General features: G+C 50.0%; 13 protein-coding genes. 8 read left to right on the top strand and 5 right to left on the bottom strand.

Annotated elements, in window-relative coordinates; translation table 11 throughout:
- Window positions 1–57: 57 nt before the first annotated feature.
- The 3 genes from folB to BMW93_RS09060 form a co-directional block, all read right to left on the bottom strand.
- Window positions 58–408, bottom strand: a complete 351-nt coding sequence (folB, locus tag BMW93_RS09070; RefSeq protein WP_019940367.1) for a dihydroneopterin aldolase — start codon at window positions 406–408, stop codon at window positions 58–60.
- Window positions 409–417: 9 nt separating this feature from the next.
- Window positions 418–1,461, bottom strand: coding sequence for a DivIVA domain-containing protein (locus tag BMW93_RS09065; RefSeq protein WP_090374892.1), 1,044 nt, complete (start codon window positions 1,459–1,461; stop codon window positions 418–420).
- A gap of 107 nt (window positions 1,462–1,568) precedes the next feature.
- The gene (locus BMW93_RS09060) at window positions 1,569–2,468 is read right to left on the bottom strand and encodes a WD40 repeat domain-containing protein (protein ID WP_090374891.1); all 900 of its coding nucleotides are present in this window, start codon (window positions 2,466–2,468) and stop codon (window positions 1,569–1,571) included.
- A 30-nt stretch (window positions 2,469–2,498) separates the two neighbouring features.
- Here BMW93_RS09060 and BMW93_RS09055 point away from each other — a divergent pair, with 30 nt between their 5' ends.
- Window positions 2,499–3,128, top strand: a complete 630-nt coding sequence (locus BMW93_RS09055; RefSeq protein WP_090375086.1) for a 4'-phosphopantetheinyl transferase superfamily protein — start codon at window positions 2,499–2,501, stop codon at window positions 3,126–3,128.
- A 2-nt stretch (window positions 3,129–3,130) separates the two neighbouring features.
- Here BMW93_RS09055 and BMW93_RS09050 read toward each other — a convergent pair whose 3' ends face one another.
- Window positions 3,131–3,979, bottom strand: coding sequence for a transglutaminase-like domain-containing protein (locus BMW93_RS09050; protein WP_090374890.1), 849 nt, complete (start codon window positions 3,977–3,979; stop codon window positions 3,131–3,133).
- A 157-nt stretch (window positions 3,980–4,136) separates the two neighbouring features.
- Here BMW93_RS09050 and galE point away from each other — a divergent pair, with 157 nt between their 5' ends.
- The 7 genes from galE to BMW93_RS09015 are packed head-to-tail and all read left to right on the top strand — an operon-like array spanning window position 4,137 to window position 11,339.
- Window positions 4,137–5,156, top strand: coding sequence for a UDP-glucose 4-epimerase GalE (gene galE, locus BMW93_RS09045; RefSeq protein WP_090374889.1), 1,020 nt, complete (start codon window positions 4,137–4,139; stop codon window positions 5,154–5,156).
- A complete protein-coding gene (gene rfbB, locus BMW93_RS09040; RefSeq protein ID WP_090374888.1) occupies window positions 5,153–6,208 on the top strand; it encodes a dTDP-glucose 4,6-dehydratase in 1,056 nt (351 codons plus the stop codon). Before galE ends, rfbB begins: the two co-directional genes overlap by 4 nt.
- A gap of 35 nt (window positions 6,209–6,243) precedes the next feature.
- Window positions 6,244–7,110 carry a glucose-1-phosphate thymidylyltransferase RfbA gene (rfbA, locus tag BMW93_RS09035; protein ID WP_090374887.1) on the top strand — a complete coding sequence of 289 codons (867 nt, stop codon included), beginning with the start codon at window positions 6,244–6,246 and terminating at the stop codon, window positions 7,108–7,110.
- Between the two features lie 38 nt (window positions 7,111–7,148).
- The gene (locus BMW93_RS09030; protein WP_090374886.1) at window positions 7,149–7,790 is read left to right on the top strand and encodes an O-methyltransferase; all 642 of its coding nucleotides are present in this window, start codon (window positions 7,149–7,151) and stop codon (window positions 7,788–7,790) included.
- Window positions 7,791–7,823: 33 nt separating this feature from the next.
- Entirely contained in the window at window positions 7,824–10,412 is a 2,589-nt protein-coding gene (locus BMW93_RS09025) for a LysM peptidoglycan-binding domain-containing protein (protein WP_090374885.1), read from the top strand.
- 11 nt (window positions 10,413–10,423) lie between these two features.
- Window positions 10,424–11,023: a DUF3109 family protein gene (locus tag BMW93_RS09020; protein WP_090374884.1), complete on the top strand. Its 600-nt coding sequence runs from the start codon at window positions 10,424–10,426 to the stop codon at window positions 11,021–11,023.
- Window positions 11,007–11,339, top strand: a complete 333-nt coding sequence (locus tag BMW93_RS09015; RefSeq protein WP_090374883.1) for an MGMT family protein — start codon at window positions 11,007–11,009, stop codon at window positions 11,337–11,339. Before BMW93_RS09020 ends, BMW93_RS09015 begins: the two co-directional genes overlap by 17 nt.
- Window positions 11,340–11,393: 54 nt before the next feature.
- On the opposite strand, the gene BMW93_RS09010 is transcribed toward BMW93_RS09015, so the two are convergent.
- The gene (locus tag BMW93_RS09010; RefSeq protein WP_090374882.1) at window positions 11,394–11,792 is read right to left on the bottom strand and encodes a hypothetical protein; all 399 of its coding nucleotides are present in this window, start codon (window positions 11,790–11,792) and stop codon (window positions 11,394–11,396) included.
- Window positions 11,793–11,935: the final 143 nt, after the last annotated feature.

Below are 11,935 nucleotides of genomic sequence, written 5' to 3'. Positions count from 1 at the left end.
CGCATGTACTACGTCCGGTACAGACTGTCTTCGACTTCGCTCAGACTGACATGCTTTTTATCCTTCCATCGTAATCACCGCCCGGGTGCAGACCCCTCCTATCGGCGGATTGAATTTCGAGACTTTCACAGTCACCTTCTCGACCGTCGGGTAATGCTCCCGTATTTTTTCAATTACATTAAAACCAATGTGTTCCAAAAGCTTGGCCGGCTCTTTCATTACCTTGGCCGTGAGCTGGTAAATGGTTTCGTAATTGACGGTCTCACTCAGCTTGTCATGCTGCGCGGCACGGAAAAAGTCCGTGGTAATGGTAATGTCCAGGGCGTATTTGTTTCCGATGCGTTGTTCTTCGGGGTAGTAGCCGTGATATGCAAAAAATTCGAGTCCTTCGAGACTGATCGTTCCCAATGGTGGTTATTAGATTTGGTCAAAAAATGAACCGCCGCCTGACTTCTTCGGCTGGCTGTTTTCTCTCGGCCGGTTAATGCCCGCCGAAGAATCCCTCGCTTTCTCTGCTACCTTATGCATTTCCGCCAGCACTTCCTCCGCTTCTTCGGCGGCAGTTTTAGGCGCTTGTCTAGGTCTGTTGTAAGCAACCGGCTCTTCGCGCACAGGCTCTGGTTCGGTAGCTGGTGCGGGCGCAGGTTCGGGTTCCGGAACTGCCGTAACTACCGGCGCGACAGCCTGAATTTCTTCTTCCGGCACTTCCCCGGGCAATTCGGGATCTACCTCAAAAACCGCTTCCGGTTCTGCTTCCTGCTCCTCTGCTATTTCAAAGACAATATCCGGTTTGTCGTCCTGCAACACCACCTCCACTTCCGGTTCGGCAGGCGTTTCTTCCACTTCCACTTTTACCGGCGACTGGAATGTGATCTTCTTCGGAATTTCGATCTCTGCAATATGCTTTTTAATATCCTCCATTTTGTTGAGGACCGACTCTTTATCGTATTTCTGTTCGAAACGTTCGACGGTTTCCAGCGCACTGTTGGCCAATGAGCTGAGCTGTACGATGAGGTTATCGCGGAAGTTCTCGATGGCCCGGAAATCGCGTTCCTGGACTTTCACTTCCTGCGCAAAATCTTCCTTGAATTTCGAAAGCCGGTCTTCGGTTTGTCTGATAATCTGGCTCGTGCGCTGTTCCGCTTCCGCTACCAGGTCATTCGCCGTCACGCGTGATTCTTCTATTCTTTTTTCCGCGCTTTCGTTGGCTTCTTTCTCGATTAACTTACTGGTATCTTCGGCCGCTTTTAAGGTTCTGAATAACGTCGATTCGATATCTTTCAACTTCGCCAATTCCTTCTCCGCGTATTCCAGCTGCATCTTCAGCAAGTTGTTTTCGCTTGAATACCGCTCCCATTCCTGAGACAAAGAGTTCAGGAAAGCATCTACTTCGTCCGGGTCATAACCTCTGAAAATCTTTTCAAAAGTGTGCTTGCGTATCTCTATAGCGGATATTTTCATGATGCATTCTGTGCTTTGATACCTGGTTAAAAACGGTTGTGTAAGTTAAAGATATATGTGTCACTTTTCAAAGTATTTACCAACATTACCATATTATAAGTATTGGCTTACGCGACCTCCCAAACCGAGATCATACGGTCGTCGCTGCACGAAACCAACTGGTTCTCAAAGCCCGTCCAGAGCAGCTTGTTCACAGACGTTCCATGCCCCGCATGACGTGCCCGGTCGATAATTTTTTTAAGCTTGAATGTGACTGCATCCCACAGTTTTATGGACTTGTCCATACTGCAGGTAGCGAAGAGGGAGCGATCGGGACTGAATGTAATGTCGTTGATCGCGTACATGTGCGCGGGAATGTCGGAGACGATGCCGTATGCATCATTGACGTCCCATATTTTCAGGTGCGCGTCCCGACCGGTGGTGAACAGGTATTTACCGTCCGGTGAATACTTAACGGAAAATACCGAGTTTGTATGTGCCTGGATCGTCTTTTTTAATTTAAATCCATCCAGATCGAAAATATGGACGTTGCAATCGCTGTCGCCCGTGGCGAATTCGTTGGTTTCAATATTGACGGCAATGCTGCGAATACTTTTGCCTGCTATCTTAATATGTTTCTGAACCGAAAATGACGGAACGTCCATCACCACCACCACGCCGTCGCCTAATGCGATGAGCGCCTTGTCGCCTGCGAACCGAATGTCAAAAATAGCGGCAGTTGTGATCTTCGAAGTTTTCTGAATCACATTATCCCGTGTATTCAATACCTGAATGCCCTCAAAATTCTGCCCGATCCACAGCGAATCGCCGCTTTCGTGTAATGCGAGCGCGTATACGGATGTGCCCGCACGCGCGACGAGTTTTCCCAGATCCGGCTTTTGCAGGTCCCACTGAATTACAAAGCCATCGGCACCCGCGGAATAAAAGCCACGGCCCGTTTCGTCAGAAATAATTGTATAAACACTGTCCCTATGACCGGAAAAAGTATCTACTTTGCGAATATTCATCTTGATAGTTTTGTAGCAAACAGTATTACCATGCCCCTCGTTCATTCCGAAAAGATAGAAGATAGCAGCACATTACTGCTCTGGAAACTGACGGAAACCGAGGCGGAACTTCAAACGGCTCTGGGTAACGGCTTTAACCAGCAGGAGCTCGACAAAATATCCCACCCGCAGAAAAAACGTGAATGGCTCGCCAGCCGGATGCTGATCAAAACCCTGGCCGAGCAGTTTGGCATTAACTATGTGGGCATTCACAAGGACGAGCACGGCAAGGCATTCCTGATCGACAACGATTCGCATATTTCCATTACCCACACCGCCGAGTTCGTGGCCGTGGCCATCAACCCCACGGCCGCTGTGGGGATAGATATGGAAAAGACCGATCCGAAATTGCAGCGTACCTCCAAAAAGTACCTTTCCCCGCCCGAGTACGACCACGCGCAGGACGAAGTGGCTCGTCTTTGCATGTATTGGTGCGCGAAAGAAGCCTTGTATAAACTCTACGGAAAGAAAAAGATCAGTTTTCGGGATGCTATTTTCATCAGCCCGTTCGAAAACCCCGATATTATCCTCAGGGGAAGCCTTACCGACGAAGACCTCGTCGTGCCCTCCAATATTCACGTCCGCTGGTTCGAGGGCCATTGCCTGGCCGTAGCGCTCTGATATCAGCCTTCCGGCAGCTCGTCGAGCGTCGATTTCAGTATTTTCTCGATCTCGCGGATTTTGTCCTGCTCGCTCGTCTTTTCGTAAGACAGGATCAGATTACGCAGCACGCGCTGTACAATTTCAAGATTGGTACACGGCTGGTAAAATATGTCTTTGGACTTGATATTCAACTGAGCGATATAGTGATCGATGTCCGTTTTGGAAAAAATGATCCCGCGGTTGAATACATTAATATAGAACTGCGTCGCGTCGCTCTTATAGGTCAGCACGAACAGATTGGGCAAATTCACGCCATACACGGGCATTCCGAGCTTTCTTGCGATCAGCAGGTAAATCACGCACAAGGTGATCGGGTTACCGCGCCGGCTTTCCAGCACCGAGTTGATCATCGAGTTCGTCGGTGAATGGAAGTTTTTGGTATTCGCCGCAAAGTTCATCACCCCGAAGAAAATGCTGTTGATCCGTTTCACCTGGTCCACCGCATTCATTTCCTCCTGGAACTGGATCCAGATATCGTAGTAAAGCTGTTCGATGGTGGTTTTCAACTTTTCGATCGACAAATCGGGATAATGGTAGGTTGCGATGATCCACATGCCTTCGAGCAGGTCGAGCCCGCCGCCATTTTTCCACGCTTGTAACCGTTCGATCATAATGCTGAGCTGCAATTCGTGGATCAGTTCCTCGATTTTACGCTGCACGATCGGGTTGAAACTCTCTTCCCATTCAGTCTCCAGAAAAGGTATCACTGTCCCTCCCAACGATAATATCTTCCCTTCAACATGCTGACTCACTTCATGATCTTCATCATCAAGCAAGGATATCAGTGCCTTGATTTCTTTCTGGTTCATTTTCCTCAAATCTGCGTTTTACAACCAACGGATAAATAAAAACATTTTTTTTTAATGGACGTCAAATTTTCTACTTTTGCCCGGAAAAAAAGGCGGTCAGAAACCGTTTTGAACAACATCTATACCACCATCTTTTTATAAAAAACGCACATAACGCATGAAAATTCTCGTTACCGGAGGGGCCGGTTTTATCGGTTCCCATACCGTTGTAGAGTTACACAATGCAGGGTTCGAACCGGTCATTATCGACAACCTGTACAACTCCAATCTCAACGTTTTAGAAGGAATCAAAAAAATCACCGGCAAGGAGTTTCCATTCTACGAAATCGATTGCAATGATGCCGACAAAGTAAGGGCCTTGTTTGAAAAGGAAAAGTTCGACGGCGTGATCCATTTCGCGGCCTACAAGGCTGTTGGCGAGTCGGTTGAGAAGCCCCTTAACTACTACGAAAACAACCTCATTTCCCTCCTGGTACTGCTTCGGACCGCGAAGGAATTCAATGTTGATAAATTTGTATTCTCCTCATCGTGTACCGTGTACGGCCAGCCCGAAAAGCTGCCTGTAACCGAAAGCACGCCGCGCCTGCCGGCCAACTCGCCTTACGGCAATACCAAGGCGATCGCCGAGGACATTATCCGCGACCACGTACATTCCAAACCCGGTTTGAAAGCAATTTCATTGCGTTATTTCAACCCGATCGGCGCGCATGAAACGTCGCTCATCGGAGAGCTGCCCAATGGCGTTCCGAGCAACCTGGTACCATTCATTACCCAAACCGCTGCCGGTCTCCGCAAGTCGCTTACCGTTTTCGGCAACGACTATCATACGCCCGACGGCACCTGTATCCGCGACTTCATTCACGTGGTGGACCTCGCGAAAGCGCACGTAAAGGCCCTCGACCTGCTCGAATCGCAGACGGATACTAACTATTACGATGTATTTAATGTAGGAACGGGCGAAGGTTATACCGTTTTGCAATTGATTAATACTTTTGAGGAAGTAAACGGCGTGAAACTCAACTACACCATCGGGCCACGCCGCGAAGGGGACGTCGAGCAAATCTATGCGCAGTCTGATAAAGTGAATAATGTAATGAAATGGCATGCCGAGAAAACCATGGCGGAAGCATTGCGCGACGCGTGGAACTGGCAACTAAAACTTCAAGCTGAAAAATGAAAAAAATCCTGATTACGGGCGGAGCGGGTTTCATAGGCTCACACGTTGTGCGCCGGTTCGTCAACTTTCACCCGGAATATCATATATATAACCTCGACGCGCTTACGTACGCAGGTAACCTCGAAAACCTGCGCGACATCGAACATGCGCCGAACTATACATTTGTAAAAGGCGATATCGTCGATGCTACGTTTATCGACAAGCTGTTTACCGACAACGATTTCCACGGCGTGGTTCACCTCGCGGCGGAAAGCCATGTAGACCGTTCGATCTCCGATCCGATGTCGTTTGTGATGACGAATGTCGTTGGAACGGTAAATCTTCTGAATGCTGCCAAAAAAGCATGGAAAGACGATTTCAGCGACCGTCGTTTTTACCACGTCTCGACGGACGAGGTTTACGGTGAATTGCACGATCCGGGCACATTCTTCGTGGAAACGACCAGTTACGACCCGCGCTCGCCCTATTCGGCTTCGAAAGCATCTTCCGACCATTTTGTAAGGGCTTATCATAATACTTACAAACTTCCGGTGGTTATTTCAAACTGCTCGAACAACTACGGTCCGAACCACTTCCCCGAGAAGCTGATCCCGCTGATGATCCACAATATCATCCAGCAAAAACCACTTCCGGTTTACGGAAAAGGCGAAAACATCCGCGACTGGTTGTTCGTGGAAGACCACGCGATCGCGATCGACGTGATTTTCCATAAAGGCGTCAATGGCGATACCTACAATATCGGCGGCCACAATGAGTGGAAAAACATCGACCTCGTGCATTTGCTTTGCGAGATTATGGACCGCAAGCTCGGCCGCGGTGAAGGGGAAAGCGTAAAACTGATCACCTACGTAACCGACCGCGCCGGACATGACCTGCGTTACGCGATCGACGCTACCAAATTATCGGAAGAGCTGGGCTGGAAACCTTCATTGCAATTCGCAGAAGGCCTGGAAAGAACGGTAGACTGGTATCTTACGAATCAGGATTGGCTGAACAACGTGACCTCCGGTAACTACCAGAAATATTATGATGAAATGTACCAGGATCGTTAATCCGGTCATTTCTTTACTCAATTGAAACTCTATTTATGAAAGGCATTATTCTGGCCGGCGGTTCCGGTACGAGGTTACACCCACTTACGCTGGCGGTAAGCAAGCAGCTCATGCCGGTTTACGACAAGCCGATGATCTATTACCCGCTGTCGATCCTGATGCTGGCGGGTATCCGTGAAATCCTGATCATTTCGACTCCCCACGACCTGCCGCATTTCGAAAAGCTGCTCGGCGATGGCAGCCGACTGGGTTGCCAGTTCAGCTATGCGGTACAACCGAGCCCGGACGGCCTTGCTCAGGCATTCATCATCGGCGAGGAGTTTATCGGAGATGATAAAGTTGCATTGATACTCGGTGACAATATTTTCTACGGATCGGGCCTTTCGTCCCTGCTCCAATCCAACAACGACCCCGATGGCGGCGTAATCTTCGCTTATCAGGTACACGATCCGGAACGTTACGGCGTTGTGGAGTTTGACAAGGACAATCATGTGATTTCCATTGAAGAGAAGCCTGTTGAACCAAAATCTAACTACGCGGTGCCGGGCTTGTACTTCTATGACAACGATGTGGTGGAAATCGCAAAGACCATCCCTCCTTCCCCACGCGGCGAGCTTGAAATCACCGATGTGAACCGGGTTTACCTCGAACGTGGCAAATTGAAAGTAGGTGTCCTCAACCGCGGCACGGCATGGCTCGATACGGGCACATTCCAGTCGCTCATGCAGGCCGGGCAGTTCGTTCAGGTGATCGAAGAACGCCAGGGTTTAAAAGTGGGCTGCATTGAGGAGATCGCATACCGTATGGGCTTTATAAATGCAGAACAATTGCGTGAAATCGCCCGGCCTCTGGTAAAAAGCGGCTACGGCACTTATCTGGAACGCATTGTAGCTCATGCCTGACAGGCAGCGGCAAAGGGATTAGCACATATTATATTCGAATGAAGTTTTTGGTAGAGGAAATCGAAGAATATTCCGCGGCCCACACGGAAGAAGAGAATGCATTGCTGAAATCCCTCAACCGGGAAACCCACGCCAACGTTCTCAGCCCCCGTATGCTCTCAGGGCATATGCAGGGAAGGTTTCTTTCCATGATTTCCAGGATGATCCGGCCCGACCGCATCCTGGAAATCGGCACGTATACGGGCTACTCGGGCATTTGCCTTTGCGAAGGCCTCAATCCCGGCGGCAAGCTCATCACCATCGACGTGAACGAGGAACTCGAAAGCTTTACCAGGAATTATTTCGACCAGACGCCCTTCAAAGACCAGATCGACTACCGCCTCGGCAATGCGCTGGATATTATCCCGACGCTCACCGATACGTTCGACATCGTATTCATCGATGCGGATAAAATCAATTATTCTTCTTATTTTAACCTCTGTCTCGACAAAACCCGCACAGGTGGCTTCCTGATAGCCGATAATGTGCTTTGGAGCGGCAAAGTCGTGCAGCAGTTGAAAAAGATTGACAAAGACACGCAGGCATTGCTGGATTTCAACCGGATGGTGCACGAGGACCCGAGGGTTTCCAACATGCTGCTACCAATCCGCGACGGGTTGATGATTCTTCAAAAATTATAGTACTCAATAGTCAGGCGACCATTTACCTTTTTTATGGCCAGAACTTCCATTAACAACATCATCTCTTTTGCTATTGTCCTGCTGCTGACCGGCAACGTCGTTTTTGCACAGGCTCCCGAAATCCCGTCCAGCGTCTCATTCGGCGGCATTACCGTTAAATTCGACCGCGGTGCGCAGGATATTATCGAGGAAGACGTCAAAAGTCTGATGTCGAACAAAAAGTTCTGGGAAGAAAAAATGGACCGCGCCATTATGCACTTCCCCATCGTGGAGGGTATTCTGATGGATGAGGAAGTGCCTATCGACTTCAAATACCTGGCCGTTCAGGAAAGCTCCTTCCGTCCCGATGTCGTTTCGAGCTCCAATGCGGTAGGTTACTGGCAGTTTAAGCCGGAAACAGCCCGCGAGTTGAACCTGCGTGTGGATAACGATGTGGATGAAAGAAAGAATATCAGTTCTTCCACCCACGCTGCCGCTTGGTATTTGAAGAAGAACAACCAGCAATTCAACAACTGGGTAACGACATTGTATTCCTATTACCAGGGTGCGGGAGGCGTAAAAAAAGTCGTTCCTGCAAGCTGGGCGTACGCACGGGAAGTGACGCTTACGAGCAAAACGGACCGCTATATGCTCCGCTTTTTCGCCCATAAAATTGCATTGGAATCAGGTATCGAACGGTACAAGTCGCCGAATACCTACATTTTGATGGAATCCGATTATGGCAAAGGACAGTCACTTGATGAAATTGCCCAATCGCTGAACGTTCCCGCTGCCGAGCTGAAAAACCATAACAAATGGCTCAACGACGACAAAGTGCCCAATGACCGGGAATATCTTATTACTCTGCCGGTTCCCCTGGATCAGGTAGCGTCCGTCCGCGAAAAGCTTTCGCTGCCTCCAAGCCAGACTGCCGTTGCTTCGGTATATGAAGATACTGGCTATCCTGTCATCAAAAAGTCGGCCATTCAGCTGGAAGAGCCTAATTCACCCACACTCTACGAAATCAACGGTTTGCCGGGTATCGAAGCCCGCGCCGGCGACAAGCCCAAGACATTGGCCAAAGCCGCAGGTATCCGCACGCCGCGCTTCATGCGGTACAACGACCTGCTCGCAGATATGCCGCTCGTTCCAGGACAGGTATATTACCTCTCGCGCAAGCACAAGAAAGCAAGCACGCCCTCGCATACCGCCCGGCCGGGAGATACCTGGTTGAGCGTTTCGCAGCAATATGGTATCCGTTTGGTAAGCCTTTTGAAGTTCAACCGGACGACCAGCCGTAACTACCCTATCCAGACCGGACAGGTACTTTTCCTGAACAAAAAACGGCCCCGCAAGCAGCCGATCGAGATTATCGCTCCGCCGCAACCGGCCTCGCCAGCTAAAAAAGATTCGGATATCGCGGCGGCCGGCGTAGCGGTTGTTCCTCAAAAAACACCTGCTTCTGCAACTACATCGCCGGCAGCATCGAATGGTGACATTCCGAGCAACGCGTCGGGACGCAAGAAATACACGCCAGTTTTAGTAGAGAAAAATGAAGGCAGCGCTGCAAAAGAAACCGAGCCAGCCGCTGCTCCCGCAGGCACAGCCGCATCGGCAGGAAAAACCACGAGCAATGCACCGGGGCTTTACAAACCATCCGGCAAAGCGTCTGCCCCAGGAGCGCCTGCCGCAGGAGCGCCTGCCGCAGGGTCGCCTGCCGCAGGGTCGCCTGCCGCAGGAACGCCTGCCGGAGCCTCTTCTTCTGCGAATACAAACGACCGCGTGGTGATCATTACGCAGGACGACACCAATAGCACATTCAAATCGACTGACGAAGAAAAGCCTGCGGGCAAATCCAGTGCGCCTAGCAAAGTTGTTACGCCAAACACTACCCGGACGACAGCACCTTCCGGCTCCGTGTACACCCGCATGCGTGCCGAACGCGCGGCCGAAGGTGAGAACGAAGCTCCTGCGAAGAAAGAAACAGAACCCGCCAAATGGAGCACTGCCGAAGAGAAAAATGTGGCCGCATCCGTTTCATCGGAGGCACCTGCCTATCACACGGTGCAGTCGGGCGACACCTATTTCGGCATTGCGAGCAAATACAATCTGTCGCTACGTGAATTGCTGACGCTTAATAACCGTTCCGCACAAAGTCGCCTCGTGACCGGGCAACGACTGATTGTCTCAAAATCGGGTGAAGCGGCGCCGGCACCAACCAAAGTAACGGTAGAACGCCCTACCGCGGCCTCCACATTCAAGACGCCGGAGGAAATCAAGGAAGAAACCAGGCTTTCCGCTACGCCCGGCAGCGAATTCCACACGGTACAAAGCGGACAGACCTATTACAGCGTTTCAAAAGCTTACGGTATTTCCATTAAGGAGCTGCTCGAACTAAATAACCTGAGTGATTCGGACCGCCTGAAATCGGGCCAAAAGCTGCGGGTAAAAAGAGGCGAAGGAGGCGAATCAACCGCTGAAAGCCAACCGTCCGGTTCGCAAACGCATACTGTCGCACCCGGCGAAACACTCTTCCGCATTGCCCAGAACTACCATACCAGTGTGGACGATATCAAAAAATTAAACAATATGTCCGGAAATAGTGTTATGGTGGGACAAAAACTTAAAATACCTCAGCAATAGGCTGTTCCATTATGATTCTCATTGAAAATACGTGCGTTAGCGACGACATCGAAGACCAGGAGTTTGTCTGTAATCTGGACAAATGCAAGGGCGCATGTTGTGTGGAGGGAGATTCCGGCGCGCCGCTGGATGAGGATGAGCTCGCGATTCTCGATGAGATCTATCCCGAAGTAGAGCCATACCTCACCGAAGCCGGCAAAAAAGTAATTGCAACTGAAGGCACCTGGACCAAGGACTGGGACGGCGATTATGTGACGCCGATCATCAACGGCCGCGAATGCGCCTACGCCATTTACGACCAGAAAGGCATTCTCAAATGTGGCATCGAAGAAGCATACAACGATGGCAAGATCAGCTACAAAAAACCAATTTCCTGCCATTTGTACCCGATAAGGGTGACAAAATACGAGCAGTACCACGCGCTCAACTACGACCGCTGGGAGATATGCAGCCCTGCTTGCAGCCTTGGCCAGCAATTGAAAGTGCCGGTTTACAAATTCCTGAAAGCCCCGCTCATCCGCGCTTACGGCGAAGACTGGTACCGTCAGCTTTCAGACGAAATCGACGAAAGACAACAAGCCCGCGCGAACGAGCATGAAAAAGGGAAATGACTTTTTCAATGATGTTTACGACGTGGTAAGGCAAATTCCTGCGGGTAGGGCCACTTCCTACGGTGCCATTGCCGCTTATCTCGGTAATAAACGTGGCGCGAGGCAGGTCGGTTGGGCCATGGGCAGCAGCTATAACGAAGAGGGCATTCCGGCGCACCGCGTCGTGAATAAAGTCGGGGAGCTTAGTGCGAGCCAGCTTTTCGAAACACCCACCACCATGCAGGAACGCCTCGAAGCCGAGGGCGTGAAAGTAGAAAACAACCGGATCGTCAACTGGGAGCAATGCTTCTGGGACCCCGAAAAGGAACTGCATTGACATAAAAAATCCCGGCCTTTTTGCAAGACCGGGATTTTTTATGGGTTAGGCGCTTCATTGCAGCGAGATCATTTTAGCACTGGTGCTTTCGATGTTCACTTCCTTCACCTTTTTGTCTTTTTTGTGCGAGAGCTCGAAGTAGTAAGTGCCGTCGGTCATTTCGTCGAGGTTAAATACGCGGCGGTATTTGGTGTCGCGCTCGTTGAACACTTCCGAGTAATAAATTTTACCGCTTTTGTCTTTCAGCACCACGCGCAATCTTTCATTGGCACTTTTGTCGACTGACAACCGAACTTTGTTGGTATCGCCGATTTTGTACAATGCAGCGTCAAAAACTACCGCGCTTGCGGTTTCTTTTTCTTCTTTGCTTTTCTTTTTGTCAGCCGCAAAAGAGGTGAAAGACAAAGTGAGCGCGAAGGCGCTGGTCAGGATGGAAACAATGGAGATTTTCATGGCTATAAGTATTTAAAGTTTGGCTCTGTACAATCGCACAGTTGACTTTAAATAAAAAAAGGATGTGCCAAACCTGGTTTTCAATAACCAAACAATGGCACATCCTACTTTTAATACACTGACAGTGAGTAGCTTACAATTAT

Source organism: Dyadobacter sp. SG02, assembly GCF_900109045.1.
In the GTDB taxonomy this organism is placed as follows: Bacteria; Bacteroidota; Bacteroidia; order Cytophagales; family Spirosomataceae; genus Dyadobacter.
Note: the sequence above shows the minus strand (reverse complement) of the source record. Positions and strands in the feature narration are given on the sequence as shown.

Coding starts and splice junctions, on each gene's coding strand:
- rfbB (WP_090374888.1), top strand. CDS start 5,153: ATGAAAAAAATCCTGATTACGGGCGGAGCGGGTTTCATAGGCTCACAC.
- BMW93_RS09020 (WP_090374884.1), top strand. CDS start 10,424: ATGATTCTCATTGAAAATACGTGCGTTAGCGACGACATCGAAGACCAG.
- rfbA (WP_090374887.1), top strand. CDS start 6,244: ATGAAAGGCATTATTCTGGCCGGCGGTTCCGGTACGAGGTTACACCCA.
- BMW93_RS09060 (WP_090374891.1), bottom strand. CDS start 2,468: ATGAATATTCGCAAAGTAGATACTTTTTCCGGTCATAGGGACAGTGTT.
- BMW93_RS09055 (WP_090375086.1), top strand. CDS start 2,499: ATGCCCCTCGTTCATTCCGAAAAGATAGAAGATAGCAGCACATTACTG.
- BMW93_RS09015 (WP_090374883.1), top strand. CDS start 11,007: ATGAAAAAGGGAAATGACTTTTTCAATGATGTTTACGACGTGGTAAGG.
- galE (WP_090374889.1), top strand. CDS start 4,137: ATGAAAATTCTCGTTACCGGAGGGGCCGGTTTTATCGGTTCCCATACC.
- BMW93_RS09065 (WP_090374892.1), bottom strand. CDS start 1,461: ATGAAAATATCCGCTATAGAGATACGCAAGCACACTTTTGAAAAGATT.
- BMW93_RS09010 (WP_090374882.1), bottom strand. CDS start 11,792: ATGAAAATCTCCATTGTTTCCATCCTGACCAGCGCCTTCGCGCTCACT.
- BMW93_RS09030 (WP_090374886.1), top strand. CDS start 7,149: ATGAAGTTTTTGGTAGAGGAAATCGAAGAATATTCCGCGGCCCACACG.
- BMW93_RS09050 (WP_090374890.1), bottom strand. CDS start 3,979: ATGAACCAGAAAGAAATCAAGGCACTGATATCCTTGCTTGATGATGAA.
- BMW93_RS09025 (WP_090374885.1), top strand. CDS start 7,824: ATGGCCAGAACTTCCATTAACAACATCATCTCTTTTGCTATTGTCCTG.